This is a genomic window from Methanoregula sp. (assembly GCF_023227875.1).
In the GTDB taxonomy this organism is placed as follows: domain Archaea; phylum Halobacteriota; class Methanomicrobia; order Methanomicrobiales; family Methanospirillaceae; genus Methanoregula.
Genome location: NZ_JALOCH010000003.1, coordinates 57,536 through 78,320 on the forward strand (window position 1 = coordinate 57,536; position 20,785 = coordinate 78,320).

19 protein-coding genes are annotated in these 20,785 nt (G+C 55.5%); 13 read left to right on the forward strand and 6 right to left on the reverse strand.

Going from position 1 to position 20,785, the window contains the following annotated elements; genetic code table 11:
* Position 1 precedes the first annotated feature (1 nt).
* Genes M0R30_RS04055 through argF form a run of 4 tightly spaced genes read left to right on the forward strand, consistent with a single transcriptional unit; the run spans position 2 to position 3,242 of the window.
* A complete protein-coding gene (locus M0R30_RS04055; RefSeq protein ID WP_292543666.1) occupies positions 2-502 on the forward strand; it encodes a CDP-2,3-bis-(O-geranylgeranyl)-sn-glycerol synthase in 501 nt (166 codons plus the stop codon).
* Positions 496-1,011: an orotate phosphoribosyltransferase gene (pyrE, locus tag M0R30_RS04060; protein WP_292543667.1), complete on the forward strand. Its 516-nt coding sequence runs from the start codon at positions 496-498 to the stop codon at positions 1,009-1,011. Before M0R30_RS04055 ends, pyrE begins: the two co-directional genes overlap by 7 nt.
* 36 nt (positions 1,012-1,047) lie before the next feature.
* On the forward strand, positions 1,048-2,334 hold the full coding sequence (gene purD / locus M0R30_RS04065) for a phosphoribosylamine--glycine ligase (RefSeq protein ID WP_292543671.1): 1,287 nt from the start codon (positions 1,048-1,050) through the stop codon (positions 2,332-2,334).
* Entirely contained in the window at positions 2,331-3,242 is a 912-nt protein-coding gene (gene argF / locus M0R30_RS04070) for an ornithine carbamoyltransferase (protein ID WP_292543673.1), read from the forward strand. Before purD ends, argF begins: the two co-directional genes overlap by 4 nt.
* A 15-nt stretch (positions 3,243-3,257) precedes the next feature.
* Here the strand turns inward: argF and M0R30_RS04075 are convergent, their stop codons facing one another.
* From M0R30_RS04075 to carA, 6 genes are all read right to left on the reverse strand, one after another.
* A complete protein-coding gene (locus M0R30_RS04075; RefSeq protein ID WP_292543675.1) occupies positions 3,258-3,503 on the reverse strand; it encodes a hypothetical protein in 246 nt (81 codons plus the stop codon).
* 15 nt (positions 3,504-3,518) lie between these two features.
* Entirely contained in the window at positions 3,519-5,018 is a 1,500-nt protein-coding gene (locus M0R30_RS04080) for a methanogenesis marker 14 protein (protein WP_292543677.1), read from the reverse strand.
* A 368-nt stretch (positions 5,019-5,386) separates the two neighbouring features.
* Positions 5,387-6,583, reverse strand: coding sequence for an argininosuccinate synthase (locus M0R30_RS04085; protein ID WP_292543680.1), 1,197 nt, complete (start codon positions 6,581-6,583; stop codon positions 5,387-5,389).
* 172 nt (positions 6,584-6,755) lie between these two features.
* Positions 6,756-7,256, reverse strand: a complete 501-nt coding sequence (locus tag M0R30_RS04090; RefSeq protein ID WP_292543683.1) for a hypothetical protein — start codon at positions 7,254-7,256, stop codon at positions 6,756-6,758.
* Positions 7,257-7,403: 147 nt separating this feature from the next.
* The gene (carB, locus tag M0R30_RS04095; RefSeq protein WP_292543686.1) at positions 7,404-10,571 is read right to left on the reverse strand and encodes a carbamoyl-phosphate synthase large subunit; all 3,168 of its coding nucleotides are present in this window, start codon (positions 10,569-10,571) and stop codon (positions 7,404-7,406) included.
* Positions 10,571-11,626, reverse strand: a complete 1,056-nt coding sequence (gene carA, locus M0R30_RS04100) for a glutamine-hydrolyzing carbamoyl-phosphate synthase small subunit (RefSeq protein ID WP_292543689.1) — start codon at positions 11,624-11,626, stop codon at positions 10,571-10,573. The genes carB and carA overlap by 1 nt, the downstream gene beginning before the upstream one ends.
* 203 nt (positions 11,627-11,829) lie before the next feature.
* Between carA and M0R30_RS04105 the strand changes: the two genes are divergently transcribed.
* The 9 genes from M0R30_RS04105 (at position 11,830) to M0R30_RS04145 (ending at position 20,775) form a co-directional block, all read left to right on the forward strand.
* The gene (locus M0R30_RS04105; protein WP_292543691.1) at positions 11,830-12,327 is read left to right on the forward strand and encodes a ferritin-like domain-containing protein; all 498 of its coding nucleotides are present in this window, start codon (positions 11,830-11,832) and stop codon (positions 12,325-12,327) included.
* Positions 12,328-12,437: 110 nt separating this feature from the next.
* On the forward strand, positions 12,438-12,719 hold the full coding sequence (locus tag M0R30_RS04110) for a glutaredoxin family protein (RefSeq protein WP_292543693.1): 282 nt from the start codon (positions 12,438-12,440) through the stop codon (positions 12,717-12,719).
* Complete coding sequence (locus M0R30_RS04115) at positions 12,716-13,243, forward strand: ferredoxin-thioredoxin reductase catalytic domain-containing protein (protein ID WP_292543695.1); 528 nt, start codon at positions 12,716-12,718, stop codon at positions 13,241-13,243. Before M0R30_RS04110 ends, M0R30_RS04115 begins: the two co-directional genes overlap by 4 nt.
* Positions 13,244-13,488: 245 nt before the next feature.
* Positions 13,489-13,827, forward strand: a complete 339-nt coding sequence (locus tag M0R30_RS04120) for a hypothetical protein (protein ID WP_292543698.1) — start codon at positions 13,489-13,491, stop codon at positions 13,825-13,827.
* A 325-nt stretch (positions 13,828-14,152) separates the two neighbouring features.
* Positions 14,153-16,090, forward strand: coding sequence for a proton-conducting transporter membrane subunit (locus M0R30_RS04125; protein WP_292543701.1), 1,938 nt, complete (start codon positions 14,153-14,155; stop codon positions 16,088-16,090).
* Positions 16,087-17,028 carry an NADH-quinone oxidoreductase subunit H gene (locus M0R30_RS04130; protein WP_292543704.1) on the forward strand — a complete coding sequence of 314 codons (942 nt, stop codon included), beginning with the start codon at positions 16,087-16,089 and terminating at the stop codon, positions 17,026-17,028. Before M0R30_RS04125 ends, M0R30_RS04130 begins: the two co-directional genes overlap by 4 nt.
* Positions 17,025-17,717, forward strand: a complete 693-nt coding sequence (locus tag M0R30_RS04135) for a hydrogenase subunit (RefSeq protein ID WP_292543706.1) — start codon at positions 17,025-17,027, stop codon at positions 17,715-17,717. Before M0R30_RS04130 ends, M0R30_RS04135 begins: the two co-directional genes overlap by 4 nt.
* Positions 17,714-19,195, forward strand: coding sequence for a proton-conducting transporter membrane subunit (locus M0R30_RS04140; protein WP_292543708.1), 1,482 nt, complete (start codon positions 17,714-17,716; stop codon positions 19,193-19,195). The genes M0R30_RS04135 and M0R30_RS04140 overlap by 4 nt, the downstream gene beginning before the upstream one ends.
* A complete protein-coding gene (locus M0R30_RS04145; protein ID WP_292543710.1) occupies positions 19,195-20,775 on the forward strand; it encodes an NADH-quinone oxidoreductase subunit C in 1,581 nt (526 codons plus the stop codon). The genes M0R30_RS04140 and M0R30_RS04145 overlap by 1 nt, the downstream gene beginning before the upstream one ends.
* Positions 20,776-20,785 lie beyond the last annotated feature (10 nt).

The following is a 20,785-nucleotide window of genomic DNA, read 5'->3' on the forward strand; positions in this document are numbered from 1 at the left end:
CATGCTGCCGGCTTACCTCCCCAATCCAGTGGCCGCATTGTGCGGCGGAGGTATTCCCATCGACAACGGGAAGAATTTTTCCGACGGGAAACGGATCTTTGGCGACGGAAAGACCTGGCGGGGGTTCGTTGCCGGCATCATTGCCGGCATTGCAATCGGCTTTATCCAGATCTGGGCGACTGGCGTATATGACCTGGGTATCCTTCCCCGGCAGACAGTAGTATCTGTCACACTCCTCGCGGTCGGTGCACTCCTCGGTGACCTGGTCAAGAGTTTCTTCAAACGCCGGTTCGGGAAAGAACGGGGATCGAAATGGCCGGTGGCCGACCAGTATGATCTCGTTGCAGGGGCGTTTATTCTCCTGTTCATTTTCAACCCGGCGTGGCTCTTTACCGAGGTCACGCTTGCGGCGTTCATCTGCATACTCATCCTCACGCCCCTGCTCCACCGCGCAACAAATATCATCGGTTTCATGCTCAAGGTCAAGGAGGTACCATGGTAAAGAATTCCCTTGCAGAGATGCTTATACGGTTCAGGGCAATCGAGTTCGGGGATTTCACCCTTGCATCCGGTGCGAAAAGCCCGTACTATATCGATGTGAAGACCGCTGTGACCCGCCCGGAACTCCTCTCCGCGATTGCCGGCACGATTGCAGCAGTGCATGATTTCGATGTTGTCGCCGGTGTCGCCGTTGGGGGTGTCCCCCTCTGTGTTGCAACCGCCCTTGCGAAGAACCGGCCCTATGCGATCATACGTGCCTCGGAGAAGAGCCATGGCAGGAAAGGAGTGATCATCGGGGATGTGAATGATAAGGATGTCCTGCTGGTCGAGGACGTGACGACTTCCGGGGGTTCTGCACTCTATGGGATCAATGCCCTGCGGGATGCCGGGGCACGGGTAGACCGGGTCGTCACGGTAGTTGACCGGGAGCAGGGTGCAGAAGCAATGCTCGCGTCCCATGGTATCCGGATCATCCCGCTCGTCAGGCTGCACGAGATATTAAAAGAGTAAGGAATTTTTATTCCCAGCGTACACTAGGAAGGTACTATGAAGATTCTTGTTGTTGGCGGGGGTGGCAGGGAGCACGCGATAGCTGCAGCCCTTGCCCGCAACACAGCGACCACGGTTTTTTCGGTGATGGCAAAACGCAATCCCGGTATCGAGGGCATTGCCAAAAATGTCCTTCTCGTAAATGAGACTGAAGTCCCCCGGATTGTTACGTATGCTAAGGAGAATGGCGTGGACTTTGCCTTCATCGGCCCCGAATCCCCGCTCGAAGCCGGGATCGTGGATGCTCTCGAAGGGGAAGGCATACCCTGTGTCGGGCCCCGGAAAGCCGCTGCCCGGATCGAGACGGACAAGGCATTCTGCCGGGACATGATGGAACGCAATGCCATCGAGGGATGCCCGAAGTACCGGGTCTTTCATTCAGCTCCTGATGCCGTGGATTTTATCACCGGGTATGACGGCGATCTTGTGGTCAAGCCGATTGGGCTCACCGGGGGAAAAGGGGTACGGATCATGGGCGAGCAGGTGGACCGGGCCGGTGCGATCGAGTATGTCAAATTCTTAAACGGGGAGGCCGTGCTTGAGGAGCGCCTCATCGGGGAAGAATTCACGCTCCAGGCATTCGTTGACGGCACCCACCTCATCCCCATGCCACTCGTACAGGATCACAAGCGGGCATTCGAGGGCGATATCGGGCTGAACACCGGGGGCATGGGCTCGTATTCGATGCCGGACCACATGTTGCCGTTTGTAACAAAGTCCGATTATAATAAAGCGATCGAGATCATGAAAGCCGCAATTGCTGCCATGGAGAGGATGGGCCAGCCGTACAAGGGGATCCTCTACGGCCAGTTCATGAATACGGCACAGGGCCCTAAAGTGATCGAGTTCAATGCACGGTTCGGGGACCCGGAAGCGATGAATGTCCTCTCCCTCTTAACCTCCGATCTCTCGGAGGTCGTGCACCACATTGCCGAGGGCACGCTCCTCCCGTCCCATGTTTCCTTTGATACCCAGGCCACCGTCTGTAAGTACCTGGTCCCGGAAGGGTATCCAGAATCTCCCGGTGCCGGTGAAGTGATCACGGTTGGCCCCCACAGCAACGCACTCCTGTACTATGCGAATGTCGAGAAGGCCGGAGAAAACCTTGTTACCCAGACCTCGCGGACCCTTGCCTTTGTCGGTATCGGGGAGACCCTGGATCAAGCGGAGCAGGCAGCCGAGCAGGCAGCCTCCGAGGTCAAGGGGTGCGTGCGCCACCGCAGGGATATCGGGACAAATGCCCTGCTGGAAAAACGTATCGCCCACATGAAGGAGCTTCGATGAAGAAGGATTTCATTTCAATACTTGATATCAACGAACCTGAGCTCGAACAGCTGCTCTCTGAAGCGCACGAGCTCAAACGCCAGAAGAGGGCAGGGACGACACACCTGCTGCTCGCCGGCAAGACCCTTGCCATGATCTTCGAGAAGTCCTCGACAAGGACGCACATCTCGTTCGAGGTCGGGATGAACGAACTGGGAGGGCACGCCCTCTTCTTAAACGCCCGCGACATGCAGATCCGGCGGGGTGAGGAGATCCGCGATACGGCGAGAGCAGCCTCACGGTACGTATCGGGAATGATGATCCGGGCCTACAAGCACAGTACGATCGAGGAGTACGCAAAGTATGCAACGATCCCGGTTATCAACGGGCTTTCTGACCTTGAACACCCCTGCCAGCTCCTTGCTGACATCATGACCATGCAGGAGCATTTCGGGTCAACCGATGAGCTCAGGGTTGCATGGGTCGGCGACGGGAACAATGTCTGCAACTCCCTGATCCTCTCAACAGTTCTCACCGGTCTGGACGTTACGGTCGCGACGCCCAAAGGGTATGAACCGGCTGCGGATCTGGTGGCAAAGGCACGCGCCCTTGGCGGAAAAGTGGCTCTCGTACAGGACCCGGAGACCGCTGTCAAGGATGCCCAGGTGATCGTTACGGATACCTGGATCTCGATGGGCGATGAAGGCGAGAAGGAAGAGCGAACGAATGTCTTCAGGAACTATACGGTCGATTCCGACCTGATGAAACTGGCATCTCCCGATGCACGGGTCCTTCACTGCCTGCCGGCACACCGCGGCGAAGAGATTACCGATGAAGTGATGGAAGGCGGCCAGAGCCTTGTGTGGGACGAGGCGGAAAACCGTCTTCACGCCCAGAAGGCGCTGCTTGTACGTATGCTGAAAAAATAAAAAATAAAAAAAATCTTACTTTTCTTCAACGAATGCCTTCAGCTGGTCGATCATATATTTCTCAACCTCGCGGACCACGTCCAGTTTTCCACGGAACGCGAGCAGTTCCCGCTCATCGCCATCCATATTGGCGAATTTAAGCCGTTCCTTGCGTTCAACGACTTTAACATCGAACTTCTCTGTCACGTCAAAGATGATTTTTTGAGGTACGCCGGGCGGGATGAGGACATCGAATAGTTTTTCGTCTTCTGTATCGGTCATGACTGTTCACCAGACTTATTTACCTATCTTAATCCGCCGGCTCATAATACATGGGCCCCCGCGGACGCCCCCGATCGGATTTTTGGGCTTGCCAAGGGAGTTCATGCACCGTCCCATCAGTGCCGCGCCGCGGGCCAGCCCGTCATCGACGAAGACAAGGTGATCGTTCGGGTCATCGAAAAGGTTTCGCTCAATAATCCCTTTAAGGATATATTCGGGTTTCCGCCCGGAGATCGCGGCCCTCCCGGTAAACCCGATCGATGAATTTTTCAGGACAAGGCCCTCTTCGACAGCAACATCGACCAGGCGCAGCGCCATGCGGGTACAGACACGGTCAATCACTTCGTTCAGGGTCGACAGCGAGTATTTCTTGTGGATTTCTGCACCTATCTCGATAAGCCGGGGGAGATCGCTTGAGTTCTCTCCGCAGTCGCACCCGATCATCGCAACACCGGATTCCTTTGCGATCCGGGCATTGACCGGGACACGCCCGAAGCGGTTTCGTTCCGGGGGAACAATGCAGATGTCGATATACTCGTGACAGTGCTTCACGTACTCGTCCACAACACGCTGGTTACCCCGGCTGAACAACCCGCCCGTGACACTGTGTTCACCAAAAATATCGAGTGCGGTGCCCGTCCGCAGATGGACAAGGCCGGTCCCCCGCACGATTGCATCCGGTATCGCCCCTGCAAGGCCGCAGAAGTTCCCGACGGTTTTTGCAAAGGGGTTCGGTGCATCCGCCGGCACATCGCTGGTGATCCTCCCGTCAAGGGTTGTACCAAAATCGATCGTGACGCAGGGATTACGGAAATCGACGGGGGTCCATTTTGCCCCCTCCTTGATCCCGGCCATCGCGAGTTCCCCCTCCATCTCGTTTGCCACCATCTCGACACCGGTTGATCCGAGAGGGGGGATCACACCGGCAACAGCGCCGACAAATACCACCTTGTCGGCAAAGCTGAACGGCTGGAGTTTCTGGGACTGGTTCTCCTTTGACATCGGGGGCGTCATTTTACGGGGGGGAACCCCGGCGATGAGGCAGCCGTTTGCGAGCGAGATGACAAAGTCCCCGACCTGGTCCGGGGACTCCATCTCTGCTACGACACCGGTACTGCGGACAACAAAATCCAGTTCGTCTTTTATATCAAGATTGGCATCCCTGTGACACTTGATCAAGGTATCCCGCACAAGCTCCGTCACCGATTCACGGGTCAGCTCGGTCCCGTCAAGCGTTGCGCCAAAGATGGTCTCACCCGGTTTCGGGGGGCGGATATCCCGGCTCATGCTGACTGTTTTATTGATGACATACGACATCCCGGTCTCAAGACTCACACCGGTAAGGATGCACTTTGTCGTTGTGTTGCCCATCTCCACGGATCCGACAATAAAATACGGTTTGTTTTTATATTCGGGAATATTCATGCCTGCCCCGTGGGTGATGGATGGCGGTGGCGGGCTCTCCACGATATGCGGTCTGGGTTTTATGAATCGGGAAAAAAAACTGGGGCACATATACTCCGAATCTTGTCTGGCACTCCATATAAGTTTCTGTTTGGTGAGTCTCACGGAACGTGAGGCGAACCAAGAGAAGAACGCATCAGCGTTCTTCGACATGATGAGCCTCATTGCCTCATGGTACGTAAGGTGTGTCAGGAGAATGCTGAGAGTCATCAGACTCGAAGCATGAGAAGACCGCAGGTCTTCGAAGAATTGCGGGGCAATCTTCGACATTGGAGGGGTTGCAAAACCCCGACAAGGAGAAGAATTGCGGAGCAATTCTTCGACCAGTTTGTGAAGGGGGACTTCACGCTAAAAATTGTGACTGCACCGGATAGGAAAATTCAGCAGGATGGGTGAAAAATGAGAGAATCAGGCAAGAATTACTTCCCCTTTTTGTCCTGCATCTGTTTTACCATACGGGCCTGGATCCCGAAGTACTGCGAGACCCCTATTGCATGGCACTGGTCGATAGTTGCGCTGTCGAAGGAGACCATATCACTGGAATAGATCGCATCGGGAGATGTCCTGCCAAGCACCCGCACACTGCCTTTGTACAATTCGAGGTCCACCTTTCCGTTCACCCGTTTCTGGGTGGTGTTGATGAATGCATTCAGGGCGGCATAGAGCGGTTCATAGACCAGCCCTTCATAAGCGAGTTCCGACCACTTGTCATCCACCATTCGTTTGAACACGAGTTCCTCGCGGGTCAGGGTGAGGCTTTCGAGGTCCCGGTGGGCGGCAAGGATAACGGTGGCTGCGGGGTGCTCGTAATTCTCGCGTGCCTTGAGTCCGAGGATACGGTCCTCGATCATGTCGTTGCGTCCGATGCCATGCTTTCCAGCGATGACATTCAGTTTCTGGATCATCTCGTACCCGTCATACTTCTTCGTGTTCAGGGCAACGGGAATCCCTTCTTTAAATGTCAGGGTGATCTTCTCCGGTTTTGACGGGGCTTTGTCGGGTGAGACGGTCCAGAGATAGATCTCTTCCGGCGGGTGGTATGCAGGGTCCTCGAGTCGGCCTCCCTCAATACTCCTGCTCCAGCAGTTCTCATCCATGCTCCAGGGCTTGTCCTTCTTTACCGGCACCGGGATATTGTGCTTCTTTGCGTAATCGATCTCCCAGTCACGGGTCAGGTTAAGTTCACGTATGGGTGCAACGACCTCAAGACCGGCACTGCGGATAATAAAATCGAACCGGAGCTGGTCGTTTCCTTTCCCGGTGCACCCGTGCCCGATTGCAGTTGCTTGTTCTTTTCTGGCAATCTTTACGACCTCTTCAGCAATGAGGGGTCGGGCGAGGGACGTACCCATCGGGTACCCTTCATATGATCCGTTCGCCCTGATTGCCGGAAAGATATGCCCTTCAACGAACTTTTTACGTACATCGATTGTGTAGTGGCGGTCTGCGAGTTTTTTACCTTTTTTAGTTGCGACATCGATCTCCTCGTCCCGCTGGCCGACATTCACTGCTACTGTAACAACACGATCGTAATCATACCGTTCCTTTAAGAGCGGGATGCAGATCGAGGTGTCAAGCCCGCCGGAATATGCAAGAACAATGGTGCCTTTTCCCATGCTTCACTCCATTCGCTTTATTGCGCTTAAACCATTGGCAGTACCAGCATATATGTTCAGGGGACGGATTGGCGTTTCCCGATACTGAAAAGGAATGGTTAAGAAGAATTTTTTTCAAAGAACAAAAAAGTTGTTCAGGCTGTTGATTCCTGAACCCGGTTATCGTACTGGTTTACTGGACTACAATTTTTCCTTCAGTTGCAGGCTGGAATGGTCCGGTGGTGTAATCGAATGCTCCGACTTTGTCAAAGATTACTGAATAGCTACCGCCGTAGGGGATCTCGACAGGGTTCATAGTTCCAAAGTATGCACCGGTCTGGACATCATCTGCCTGAATACTGTGTGGCTTGTAGGGATCGGTGTTTGCCCAGACAACCTTGGTTCCGACTTTCACGTATGCTGTCGCATCAGGTATAATGTTCAGGTCCTGGGTGAAAGTGATCGTGTATGTCGGTATCATTGTTTCAGTAACGGTTGGTGTAACATTGGCAGTCTTGTTGACAACAACAACAACGACTTCCTTGGTTGGTTCAGTGATTGGGGCTGCGGTAGCGACAACAGTCGGGACCGCGGTCGGAGCGGTTGTGGCCGCAGGTGCTGCCGGTTGGGATGTGCATCCCGCGAGCAGAATCCCGATGAACAGGATTGCAAGAACAACAGATAATTTCTTCATGCATCTTTTTTTGTTATTTCGGTATATAAGGATATTCAATTCTTTTGGATAGTTTTCCGGACAGCGCAGTATACGGATCGGGTCCGGCTTTTTTTCATAAAATAAAAATAAGCCCGATTTTGGGAGTTTTTACCAATAATCCCGCAATTACTCCAGATAATGGCTGATCGGCTCAAGGGTCAGTTTCTCGCGCTTGATGGCATCGATGGCAAGTGCAGCAGCCCGCGCTGCCTGAAGGGTCGTAATATAGGGGATCTGGAGGTCCACTGCCGCACGCATGATCTGGTAATGGTCCTGGCGGGACTGTCTGTCCTGGGGAGTGTTGATGATAAGTCGGATCTCACCGTGGCGCATCATGTCGAGTACGTTGGGTGAGCCTTCCTGGACCTTCCGCACGAGGTTTGCCTCAATCCCCGCCTCGTACAGGTAATCCACGGTCCCCTCCGTTCCGTACAGGGTGAGGCCGAGATCGCGCAGTTTACGGGCAATCGGTATCGCCTCATCTTTCTGTTCCATATTCACGGAGATGAAGATATTCCCTTTGAGGGGCAGCTCGTTATCGGCAGAGAGGCAGGCTTTGTAAAACGCGAGCCCGAAATCGTAATCGATGCCCATGACCTCGCCGGTGCTTTTCATCTCGGGCCCCAGCATCGTATCGACCCCAATCAGCTTATTGAACGGGAGCAGCACCTCCTTTACCGCGACATGCCGGATCTCGCGCTCCCGGTACCCGAGGTCCCGCAGTTTCTTGCCGACCATGACCTTGGCGGCGATCTTTGCGACCGGGATCCCGGTTGCCTTTGAGACGAACGGCACCGTGCGGCTTGCCCGGGGGTTTGCCTCCAGCATATAGACTATGTTGTCCTTGACTGCCATCTGGAGGTTGACAAGACCTATGACACCAATCCCGAGGGCAAGTTTCCTCGTGTAATCCCGGACAGTATCGATAATGGATGGGGGGAGTGACTGGGTCGGGATGACACAGGCAGAGTCCCCCGAATGGATGCCGGCCTGTTCGATGTGTTCCATGATGCCGCCGATCAGGACCTCCTCGCCATCGCAGACGGCATCGACATCGAGTTCGATTGCATTCTGGAGGTAGGAGTCGATCAGTACCGGGTGGTTCCTGCTGACACGGACCGCTTCTTTCATGTACGTCTCGAGTTCGTGTTCATCGTGGACGATCTCCATCGCACGACCCCCGAGGACATAGGAAGGCCTGACCAGGACCGGGTACCCAATCTTCTCTGCCATGGCATGTGCTTCACTCTCGGAATAGGCAGAGCTGTTTGCAGGGCAGGGGATGTTAAGTTTCTTTAAGAGCACGCTGAACCGGTCGCGATCCTCGGCAATGTCCATGGCATCGGGGCTGGTCCCGAGAATGCGGGTGGAAAGGCCGAGGCGCTGCATCTCTTTCTCAATGGGCACGGCAAGGTTGACCGCGTTCTGCCCGCCGAACTGGACCATGACGCCGAAATACCGGTCGGTTTTTAAAATGTTGATGACGTCTTCGAGCTGCATCGGCTCGAAGAAGAGGCGGTCCGACGTATCAAAATCCGTGGAAACGGTCTCCGGGTTGTTGTTGACGATGTGGACCTCCACACCCTCTTCCTCCTTCAGCGCCTTGACCGCATGGACCGTGCAGTAATCGAATTCAATACCCTGGCCGATCCGGATCGGTCCGGATCCCAGAATGAGAACTTTCTTTGAGTCTGTCGGGACAATTTCACAGTCCGGTTCATACGTGGAGTAGAAATACGGGGTTTTTGCCGGGAATTCAGCGGCACACGTGTCAACCATCTTATAGGCAGGGGTACCGGTAATGGCATCAATTTCCTGCTGTGTTTTCCCGCTGATCTGGGCGATATCTGCGTTGGAAAACCCGTATCCTTTCGCCCGGATGATATCATCCCTGCTGCAGGCTCCTGAGGCAAGGCGTTTTTCATGTTCCACGATATTTTTGATCTTTTCCAGGAAGAACGGCGTGATTGAAGTAAGCTGGACGATCTCGTCAATCGTAAAGCCCTGGCGGAGCGCATCGAAGAGGCAGTGGAAGCGTTCGTCCGTGGGTCTGGACAGGATCATGCGGATCTCGCTTGGGCTCGTGTGGGTCTGGACATCGGTATCGAGCGACCTCTTGGCTTTCATGAAGGCCTCTTCGATCGTCCTCCCGATTGCCATCACTTCCCCGGTGCTCTTCATGGCAGTGGTGAGTGTCCGGTCGGCACCCTTGAACTTGTCGAACGGCCAGCGGGGAACTTTAACGACGATATAATCGATAGCAGGCTCAAAAGACGCCGGAGTGCAGCCGGTTACGGTGTTGGTGATCTCGTCAAGCCGCAGGCCGATGGCGATCTTTGCCGCCACCCGGGCAATCGGGTACCCGGTGGCCTTGGATGCAAGTGCCGATGAGCGGGAGACCCGGGGGTTGACCTCGATGACGCGGTATTCCCCGTTTAGGAAAGCGAACTGGACATTGCAGCCACCCTGGACATCGAGTGCCCGGATGATCTTGATGGCGGCGCTGCGCATCATCTGGAACTCGTCATCGCGGAGGGTGAGGATTGGTGCCACGACAACACTTTCGCCCGTGTGAATACCCATTGGATCGACATTTTCCATACCGCAGATGATGATACAGGTGTCAGCCGAATCGCGCATGACTTCGAACTCGATCTCTTTCCAGCCAAGAACGCTCTCCTCGATGAGGACCTGGTGGATGCGGGAACGGGAGAGTCCCAGTTCAACGATTCTGAGGAGTTCCTCGCGGGTCCGGGCAATCCCTCCCCCGGCGCCCCCCATTGTATACGCGGGCCGGACTACGGCCGGGAGCCCGATGGCCGCGATCGCATCGTCAATCTGGTTCAGGCTGGTCAGGATGACGCTCTTCGGGACCGGTTCGCCAATCTGCTGCATGAGGTCCCGGAATTTTTCCCGGTCCTCCCCTTTGTAGATTGCTTCGAGGGGGGTCCCGAGGATCTCAACATCCTTCAATGCCCCCATTTCAGCGAGCTCTGCAGTCATGTTGAGGCCGGTCTGACCCCCCATGCCCGAGAGGATCCCGTCAGGCTTCTCCTTTGCGATGATCTTCGCGATGATATCCGATCGGAGGGGTTCGATGTAGACGGCATCGGCCATCTCCGGGTCTGTCTGGATGGTGGCAGGGTTAGAGTTAACGAGAACGACCCTGACGCCCTCTTCCCGCATGGCACGGCATGCCTGGCTCCCGGAGAAGTCGAACTCCGCGGCCTGGCCGATCTGGATCGGACCCGATCCGATGATCAGGACCTTTTTGATATGCATCTTCTTGGGCATTATCCGAGCCTCCGGAATACACCGTCAAAATAGTGACATTCAGTATCCTGGGGCCCTGCATGGGCTTCCGGGTGGAACTGGACGCAGTTGATCTTTAAGTCCTCGTTCTCGAATCCCTCAACGGTCCCGTCATTGGCGTTGACAAACGTGACCTCGCACCCTTCCGGCAGGGAATCGGCGTCAACTGCAAAACCGTGGTTCTGGGTGGTGATAAAGATCCTGCCGTCATAATACTTGACCGGCTGGTTGGCCCCGCGGTGGCCGAACTTGAGCTGGTACGTGTCCCCCCCAAGGGCAAGGGCCGAGATCTGGTTGCCCATGCAAATACCAAAGATCGGAAGTTCACCGATACAATTTTTCACGGTTGCGATGGTTGCTGTTGCCTGTTTCGGGTCGCCGGGCCCGTTGGTGATGAAGAGGCAGTCGGGCTCGCACCCGAAGATCTCGTCATGGGTGGCATTGTGGGGGAAGATGTAGAGATCGCCTTTTCTCCGCGTGAGGCTGGTGAGGATATTGGTCTTGAGGCCGAGGTCGATGATGGCAACCCGTTTTCCCTTTCCCGGGATCCGGTAGGGTGCCTTGCAGGAAACCTCGGGAATCGGGTTGCATTCAGTGACAGAAGGGGTCTTTCTGGCGAGTTTTACGGCATATTCTCCATCGTCGCTGCCGACAACAAGTGCTGCCCGCATGGTGCCGTGGACGCGGGTCTTGATCGTGAGGCTGCGGGTATCCACACCGGACATCCCGAGCAGTTTCTTCTGTTCGAAATATTCGCGGATTGTCGGTTTTGTATCGGGGGCGTCACAGATCTCACGGCAGATCGTCCCGAGCACCTTGATACTCTGGCTCTGCATATTCTGCACATCGGCACCATAATTCCCGATTGTCGGGAATGTGAACATAAGGATCTGGCCGAAGTAACTGGGGTCCGAGAGTGCCTCCATGTACCCGGTCATCAGGGTGTTGAAGACGAGTTCCCCGGAACATTCGCCCTCAACACCGAATCCATTTCCTGTAACATACTGCCCGTCCTCAAGACCCAGAACCGCCTTCATGAATTACCCCTTCACGATTTCCATAATAGTTATGCCTGAATGGTTATTAACGATAGTGCAGGCAGGATTTGGACCGGCCGGGAAAAGCCGGGGTCCTCTTTTTTATCATCTGCCGATCAGGGAGTCCTGCCACGATAAACATGCATATAAGCGATGCATTCCGATATTGGATCGTTACCAGAATGGAACAGAGGTGAATCAGAATGGGAACACAAGGACAGAAAATTGTTGGAAGTGATGTCAAGGATTTTGTCGGCCTGCTCAACAAGGCATACTGCGATGAATGGCTCGCCTACTACCAGTACTGGATTGGTTCCAAGGTCGTAAAAGGCCCCAACAAGGAAGCGGTCATCAGCGAACTCACGCTCCATGCAACCGAGGAACTGAACCACGCAACCCTGCTCACCACCCGTATCATCCAGCTGGGTGGGACCCCGGTAACGAAGCCGCAGGACTGGTATAAGTTCACCAACTGCGGGTACGATGCTCCCGATGACCCGTTCATCGTCAAGGTCCTCGAACAGAATATCAAGGGCGAGCAGTGCGCCATCAGGACGTACAACTCCCTGATGAAGAAGACAAAGGACAAGGATCCGGTCACCTATAATATCCTCCTCACGATCCTCTCGCAGGAAGTGGAGCACGAGGAAGATCTCCAGGCCCTGTTGGAGGATGTAGAGATCATCATGAAGAAGAAGTGATGGTACCGCCATCACCCTTTTCTTGTTACGGCTCCCCGTAAAAACGGGCATAATCCCCGGTTATAAATAGTTCGTATCGCAATCTCCTTTCATACAAAGGACGGCTTTTTATGGCAACCGAACATGTGAACGGGAAGAACCGGGGGAAAGTTATGCTCTACGCACTCTCTACCTGCGGGTGGTGCGCAAAGACCAAGGACCTCCTGCGCCAGATCGGCGTTGAATTTGATTATGCGTATGTCGACCTGCTTGACGGGAAGGAACAGGACGACGCCATCACGATGGTAGAGAAGTTCAACCCGTCCGGTTCATTTCCCACACTTGTTATCGATAATAAAAAGACCATCATCGGGTTCCGTGAACAGGAGATACGGGAGGCTCTCGGAGCATGAATTTTACGGGTATCAGCGAGCAGGAGGTTGACTTGGCATATGAGGTCCTGAAGAAGGATGCCCTTAACGGGGGGTACCGGTTAAACCCGGATGCGGAGTTTGTGAAAAACCTGATCCGGGGCCTGCTCCGGAACGAACAGCGGTACGGGTACCGTGCATGCCCCTGCCGGTTAGCGTCCGGGAAAAAGGAGGAAGATCTCGATATCGTTTGTCCCTGCGATTATCGCGACTCCGATGTTGAAGAGTACGGGGCCTGCTATTGTGCCCTGTATGTGAACGATGCAATTGCAACCGGGACACAGCAGGTTGCTCCGGTCCCCGAACGACGACCACCCCGTTCGGAACGCCAAAAGACCAAAAAGAGTGCCGTCCACACGGTCCCTGTCAGCCCATCACCTCTCTTCACGCTTCCTCTCCCGGTCTGGAGGTGCAAGGTGTGCGGGTATCTCTGTGCACGTGAGCAGCCCCCGGGTATCTGCCCTGTCTGCAAGGCAAAGAAGGACCGGTTCGAGCGTTTCATCTGATTTTTTTAAGAGTCACTCCGGGCCTGATGAATCCGGGACCTTCAACAGAAGGTCGAGGAAAAGTAGAGACGGGGGCTCTTCGAGCCTGTCGGAAGTCGAAGAGCCTGATGGCTCTTCTCCTCCTCGTGGTTCTTACGAACCACTCGGAAGTCGAAGACCGGCAGGTGCGACTCTTCTTTCCGTTGGGCTTTAAACAGCCCTTCGGTTCCGAATCCTAAAATAGTCACCTGATCAAGAATAGTGGTATGGCAGGAACCGTCAATATCGAGATCGTTGGCCTGAAGACTTCGGAGTGCTCCCCCTTTCCCTGTGATGAAAACCGTACCTGCGGACTTGAAGGGTGCTACCATTCGGGAAAACTGGTCGATGCATTCAATGAACTCAAAAAAGTGCTCCAGGAAACCTATGGCGGCAGGGTGGAACTCAAACTGACTCTTGTCGACGACGGTGTTCCGGCGTACATCAAGGAGATCATTGAGCGCGAATATCCCCCGATCCCCATGGTCCTGGTCAGCGGCAGGGTGACGAAGATCGGCCGGATCACGCTCGACCGGATAAAAAATGAGATTGAGAAGGAACTCTGACCCGGCGTGTGTCCAGGCGCGCATCTCTTAAAAAATCTGAAAATTTATCAGCATTTTCCCATCAGGGCAATATCCTCCGTTTTTTCCGGTTTTGGGTTTGCGTGAACCTGAATAACTCGTATAAAAATCAGAAAAAATACCTGGTTTCCGGCTTGATCGTCATTATAATATATAAGGGTAGAAAAATAACCGTGTTAAATTAACATCGGCCGATGATCTGAATGGATAGTACAAAAACAAATTCTGCTGCACGGGCTATCCTCCCGATGTGGCTTGGTATCCGGGAAAACCATGATCAGTATATTCTGATGCCGGGGAGTGTCCAATGATCGTGGAACTGTTCATCCTGTCGATACTGGTATTTTTCCTGGGTATCCTGGTCCCGCTTGTTACCGCTGCCCGGGACCAGCGTGTCTTCAGGACCGCTGCACTCGGGTGCACAATCATCGGGTCCGTGGTGCTGGGCGTCCTCTCACTGGTAATTCTCCTCACCGGCCAGGTCTTTTCATGGACGATATTCCAGCCGTTCGCTGCATTTTCCCTGGGTTTTTCTGTGGACCGCCTTGCCGCATTTTTTCTCCTCCTCATTGCTGCCGTATCCGGGTGTGTGGCCCTGTATGCCACCGAGTATATCGAACACCTTGATGGGGGCTCCCGGAGAAACCTGCTCTGCGGCTGCACCAATCTCTTCATCCTCTCGATGCTGCTCGTTGTCGTTTCGGCAAACACCGTCTCTTTCCTCTTCTTCTGGGAACTGATGGCCGGGAGTTCCTTCCTCCTCGTTATGTACGAGTACACGGGACCCGATACGAAAAAAGCCGGTATTTTTTATTTTGTCATGACCCAGTTCTCCACGCTCTTTGTCATGCTCGGCATCGTGCTCCTGTACGGACAGACCGGGTCATTCTCCCTCGCCCCGGCCGGCATCTCCTTCCTGTCAACAGCAGCGTTCCTCGCCCTCCTCATTGGATTCTCCATAAAAGCGGGGATTATCCCGTTCCACAAGTGGCTTCCTTATGCCCATCCCGCGAGCCCGTCCCCGATATCCGCGCTCATGTCTGCCGTGATGCTGAAAATCGCGGTTTACGGGCTCGTCCGCTTCCTGCTGGACGTATTCTCTCCTGAACTGTGGTGGGGCATCGTGATCCTCTTTTTAGGAACTGCCTCGGCAGTGCTCGGGATCATCTACGCCCTCAAGGAGTATGATATCAAGGCGATGCTCGCGTACAGCAGTATTGAGAATGTCGGTATCATCTTCACGGGTATCGGGCTGTATGTCATCTTCACCAGTTACCACATGCCCGGGCTTGCCTCCATCAGCCTTCTCGGCGCCCTCTTCCACTCCCTCAACCATGCAATGTTCAAGAGCCTCCTCTTCCTGACCGCGGGGTCCGTTGTCCATGCAACCCATACCCGTGACATTGAACAGATGGGAGGCCTCGTGCACCGGATGCCGTATACTTCGGCGCTGTTCTTTACCGGTGCCCTCGCCATTGCCGCTCTCCCGCCGCTCAACGGGTTTGCGAGCGAGATCCTGATCTTCATCTCGTTCTTCTCGTCCGTTGCCGTAGCGGACCCGCTCTTGAAGGTGCTGCTCTTCATCTGCCTTGCGCTGTTTGCCCTCACGAGCGCCCTCTCCGCGGCCTGTTTTGTCAAGGCATTCGGGTCCGTCTTCCTTGCCCTCCCGCGCTCGAAGGAGAGCGGAGAGGCACGGGAAGTCCCGTTACGGATGCTGCTCGGGCCGGCCATCCTCGCCGCCGCATGTATCATCCTCGGCGTGTTTGCCGCCCAGATCTTCGTGCTGGTAGGACTCTCCGTGCCGATGCCCGACCTGTTCCTGGTCGGGCTCCTTCTCCTTGCGATGGCAGTCCTTACTTATGCATTCCTGTTCTTTACTGCTTCCCGGGATGTGCGGATTGCCGGGACATGGGGGTGCGGGACACCCTCGCAGCAACCGGCAATGGAATATTCCGGCCACGGTTTCTCAGAACCGATCGACATCATCTTCTCCACGGTATACCGGACCAAGATGAAGAACGAACGGAAATTCTTCGACCGGAAGAACTGTATCTTCGCAGAAGGGACGGCGGATATCAGCCTCATGAAGATCTTCGAGGAGTACGTTTATCTCCCCGTTGCCCGCGCCTCGTATCATGCAGCGAAGGTAGTCTCCCGGTTCCAGAGCGGGTGCCTTGACACGTACCTCCTCTATGTCTTCTGTACCGTGATTGCGATCATCATCTACCTCGGGTGGTTGGCATGACCTTCTCGTTTATCTTCTATCTCATCATCAACACGGTTGCCGTACTTGCCATTGCCCCGTTGTTCATGAGTATCATCAAGAAAGTGAAGGCATGGACACAGGGAAGACGCGGACCGTCCGTGTTCCAGACGTACTTCAACCTTGCAAAACTCTTAAAAAAGGAAGTGATCTACTCATCTCACTCGTCGTGGATCATGCGTGTAACGCCGCTCGTGAATATCGCGGCGATCCTTGTCGCAGCACTCTTTGTCCCGCTTGTCTTCGTGCCTGAGCCGGTTGGCGGGATCGGGAATATCATCCTCCTGCTCTACCTCCTTGCGCTTGCAAAGTTCTTCATGGCCCTTGCCGGCCTCGATGCCGGCAGCTCGTTTGGCGGGATGGGCAGTTCGCGGGAGATGAGCATCTCGGCGATCATCGAACCCACCACCATCATCGTCTTTGCCGCACTCGTCTTTGTCTTTAAGACCCTGAACGTCTTTGAGATGTTCATTACTTCCGCAGCAACGGGCACTCCTGCCACCCCGACCCTGATCCTGCTCGCCATCTCCCTCTTCATTATCCTGATCGTTGAGACGTCCCGCATCCCGGTCGACAACCCGGAGACGCACCTGGAACTGACCATGATCCACGAAGGGATGGTTCTCGAGCAGTCCGGCTCCAATCTCGCCCTCATGGAACTGTCATCAGCGGTCAAGCTGACGCTCCTGATGGCGCTCATCATCAACCTCATCGTCCCGTTCGGGCTTGCCACGTCCCTGACCCTTGGCACGATCGTTGTGGCAGCGGTTATGTTTGCCCTGAAAGGGACGATCCTCGCCGGGATCATCGGGCTTTTCGAGTCCTCGATGTCCAAGATGCGGTTCTTCCGCCTCCCAAGCCTCTTTGCCATGGCGTTCTTCTTCTCCACGCTCATCATCATCATCGAGGTGTTTGCATGATCGATCCCGCATTCATCCAGGATGTCATACGGGTCCTCTTCGCCGTTGTCATCGTCACCGCCGCATACATCATATCCACCCGCAACATGATCTCGCTGGTGTCCGTCTATGCCCTCCAGTCGCTTACCCTGGTCTTCATGGCGCTCGCCCTGTATTCTCTTGAAGGCACCACGGTCCTCCTTGCCATCGCATGCATCACCTTTGCGAGCAAGGTGCTGGTCATCCCCTACTTCATCGCGACGATCCAGGAACGGATCCGGATCAAGCGCGATATCGAGTTCCATTTCCTGAGCCCCACCACCTCGCTCCTCCTTTCCATGGCCCTGATGCTCTTCATCTACATCGCCCTTGCACACATCATGGAGGGTACCCCGGGGCGGGAGAGCCTCTTCTTTTTCGGGGCCGTTATCGGGATCTCCCTGATGCTCATGGGCATGATGGTCACGTTCTCGCGGAAACGTGCGATCACGAAAGTGCTCGGGTACCTTACCATGGAGAATGGCGTCCTGCTCTTTGGCATGTTCGTCACAGAACTCCCGTTCATCATCGAGTTTTTGATCATCATCGACCTGATCATCCTCGTCATGCTGACCACCATCCTCACGGTAGGCCTCGACTCGACCCTGGAAGACTACCACAACCGCCTCCACCGCTTCCACCTGGTTGAAGATACGGAGGAGGGACCATGATCCTGCTCGCCATCATCCTCATCGCGGCAGCATCGCTCGCGCTCATTGCCGTAAGCCGGACAAACCGCCAGATGAATACGGTCTGCATTGCAGAGGCGGCTCTCTTCCTCGCCATTGCGGTCTGGCTCCTCCTGTCCGGGCAGGTCCCGATATCGTCCTTTGTGATCGGGAGCCAGTATTTCTTTATCGACCATCTCGGCCTCTTTGAAGTGCTCATATCAACGATCATCTTCCTGCTTGCTGCCATCTATGCCCGGGGATATGTGGAAGGGCTGATCGAGACCCATGAACTCGGGAAAGGAAGCCTCAAGCTCTTCTACGGGGCCTGGGCCTTCCTCCTCACCGTGATCCTCCTCGCGTTCTTCTCGGACAATCTCGCCCTCTTCTGGATCTTTGCCGAGCTCACGACCGTCATCTCGGCGATGCTCGTCGCCATCCTCTATGCACGCGACAACATCGATGCTGCGATCAAGTACATCTTCATCGCGTCAGTCTCGATGCTCTTCTCGTTTGTCGGCCTGGTGTTCCTGTTCGAGACCTCCCGGTCTGTTTCCGGTGAAGGGACCCTGAACTGGACGGTCCTCATCCAGCAGGCCCATCTCTTCCCCACGGGCATGATGATCGCAGCCTTTGCGCTCGTCTTCATCGGTTTTGCCGCAAAGTCCGGCATATTCCCCTTCCATACCTGGCTGCCGGAAGCGCATGCACGGGCACCGTCCGCCGTAAGCGCGATACTCTCCGGAGTCCTCTTAAACGTGGGCATCTACGGCATTATCCGCGTCTTTGCGATCGTGCACCAGACCCCGGCGGTCACTACCCTTTCACCCCTGCTCCTGGTCTTCGGCCTGCTCACGGTCGGCATTGCCGCGCTCTCCATGCTCCCGCAGAAGAACTTAAAGAAACTGATCGCGTTCTCCAGCGTCGAGAACATGGGCATCCTCTTGATCGGTCTTGCCATCGCGACCCCCCTCGCCCTCTTCTGGGTGCTCTTCCACATCATGGCCCATGCCTTCACCAAGGCATCGTTGTTCTTCTCGGCCGGGATCCTCCACCGCCAGTACCACAGCACGCTCTCGACCGATGCCGTGGATGACATCCGGGATGTGTTCCGGCTCCAGCCACTCGCGGCATGGGGGGTCATCCTTGGCGGCCTTGCGATCATCGGCATGCCGCTCTTCCCGGTCTTCTTCTCGAAACTGTTCATTCTCTTGCAGCTGGGAAGTGTCTCGCTCCCTGCCCTCATCATCCTGCTCTTCCTGCTGTTTATCACGGCAGTCTCCCTTGGTTACTACGTGATCAGCACATTCACGCAGGTATCCCGGCCGGAAACCCGGGATGATATCGTGGCCTATGATACGCCCCTCGGCATGAAAGTGCCTGTCATAATCCTCCTCATCCTCATGGTCTTCCTGGGGACCGTTTTCACTGTCGGGGAGATCACGTTCCTCGACCGGATTGTTGCGGAGCTGATGTTCTGATGGCAACTGATGATAGTTCCGGGATAATGGCAGTGCAGGGCCTTGTCGGGCCGGAGATTGCCGCATCGCGGATCACTCCCGGCTGCAATGGCGAATACTACCTGCATGTCGGTGAGACTGAGTTCGGGCCGCTGGTGACCAGCCTTGCCCTGCACAAGTGTGCCCTCATTGGCCTTTTCTGCACGGAGGGCTTCGTTTCCGCATCGCGTTTCTCACTCCTGTATGTCTTTGAGTACAAGGCAACCGTGCTCATCCTCGTGCGGAATACTGGCGGGGTGGCCACATCGGTTGCCCGCCTGCTCCCCTCCGCTTCGTGGTTCGAACGGGAATGCCGGGACGGGTTCGGCATTGAATTCGACGGCGCGTTCGATGAACGGCGACTCTTCCTCCACGAGACCTATCCCGAAGGTTTCCACCCGCTCCTAAAATCCGTCCGGAACGAACCGGTGGCAATGCGTTCGGCCGTCGATCCGGCTGAAGAGTACCCGTTCCGTAAAGTGACTGGAGTCGGGATCTACCAGGTCCCGGTCGGCCCGGTCCATGCCGGTATCATCGAACCGGGACACTTCCGGTTCAGCGTGATCGGTGAGAAGATCTTCAACCTCGAGATCCGGATGTTCTACAAGCACCGGGGTATCGAGAAACTTGCTGAAGGGAAACGCCCGCAGGAAGTTGTGCACATTGCCGAGGCGGTCAGCGGTGACGAGACGGTTGCCAATGCCACCGCATATTGTTGTGCTGTTGAGAAATGCACGGGTACGGCCGTCCCCGATCGGGCATGGTACCTCCGGACAATCCTGCTGGAACTGGAAAGGATCGGATCCCATCTCGGCGACCAGGCCGGCATGCTCATCGACATCGCCTTCCCGCTGGGTGCCAACCAGTTTGCGGTCATCAGGGAGGATGTTTTCCGTATGAATGCTCTCCTGACCGGGTCCCGGTTTATGCGGGGAATGGTTGAAATCGGGGGGCTCTCGAAAGATATCAGGAAGGAACAGCTGGAGGAGCTCGGCACGTTTGTCCGGCAGGCACGGAAACGGTACCGCGTCGGCCTGAAGATCGTCCTCTCGACATCGTCCGTCCTTGACCGGTTCGCCCCAACGGGGATCATCAGAAAATCCCTCCTGCGCCCCCTCAACATCACCGGGCCCGCGGCGCGTGCATCCGGCGGGAGGGTGGACGTGCGGGTCACCCACCCGTACGGCATCTACGACCGGTGTGTGCCGGCCCCAAAGCCGCTTCATGACGGGGATGTGCTCTCCCGGTTCACGGTGAAGGCATCCGAGATCCTGGACTCGCTTGATATGATCGAACGGCTGCTGGCATCGATGCCGGATGGGCCCGTGAAGACCGAGCCCGTAGTGAAGGACGGGTATACCCTCGCCCTTGTGGAATCAGCGCGGGGACAGAATCTCTGCTGGGTCTGGATCCGGAACGGTGTTGTTGAACGGTACAAGATCCGGACCGCATCGTTCTGCAACTGGCAGGCGATCGAGCATGCGCTCCAGGGAGAGATCGTCCCGGACTTCCCGCTCATCAACAAGAGCCTGAACCTGTCCTACGCGGGGACGGACCTGTGAGGTGAAACGA